The sequence below is a fragment of the Nesterenkonia sp. F genome (genome assembly GCF_000220985.1).
In the GTDB taxonomy this organism is placed as follows: Bacteria; Actinomycetota; Actinomycetes; order Actinomycetales; family Micrococcaceae; genus Nesterenkonia.
Window position 1 is genome coordinate 1 of record NZ_AFRW01000098.1, and the last position, 775, is coordinate 775.

Annotated in this window: 1 pseudogene; it reads right to left on the reverse strand. The window is 75.5% G+C overall.

Features of this window, described 5'->3' with window-relative positions:
• A pseudogene (locus GU5_RS17270) lies at positions 1-775 on the reverse strand (hypothetical protein); the annotation flags it as partial.

Here is a 775-nt window from a genome sequence, read left to right on the forward strand (position 1 = left end):
GCTGCTCCGGCTGCGCAGGGCCGGCCCCGGCCGTCAGGGGAGCAGTGGGGTCCACCGGCTCCTCGTCGGGCTCGTCGGGAGAGTCGGCGACGCCGGCCGGGTCGCGGCTGGGCTCGCCGTTCCAGGCCGGATGCGGCGACGGGGGAGCCTGCGGCGGCTCCGGCTCGGCGTCGTAGGGTTCGGCGGTCTCCTCGGCGACCCAGGCGGGCGCGCCCTCCGGCACGTCGGGTCGCTGAAGAGAGGGCTCCTGGGGGAGGGGCTCCGGGGAGGATCGCTGCTGGGCAGCGGTGCTCGACGGCCCGGCGGACTGCGGAGTCGGGGACGGTGTCGGCTCCGGTCCCGACGCGGCGGGCTCCGCGTCGGCCGGAGCGGCCGACGTCGAGACGTCCGAGGCGGTGGCGGATGCCGGCGTCGGCCGGCTAGGGCCTTTTGGGGAGGAACCAGCTGCCGGCGGGGCACCTCCGGTGATGAGGTCGAAGCTGACCTGCATCCCCAGCACCTGCTGGATCGCGGCGTTGAGCGCCTGGTCGCCGCGCCGGTTGGCGAAGGTCGAGCGGGCGCCGTCGTTGATGAACTGCAGCGTCAGCGTGCGGCCGTCGAAGCCGGCGACCGAGGCGTTGTCCTTGATCAGCATCCACAGCAGCCTCGACTGCGGGGCCAGCGCCTGGACGATGTCCGGCCAGGCGCGGCGCATCATCTCCACGCGCGAGTCGCCCTCCTGGGCGGGCTGCTGCGGAGCAGGCTGCGGCGCCTCCTCAGCAGCGGGTGCGGCCGG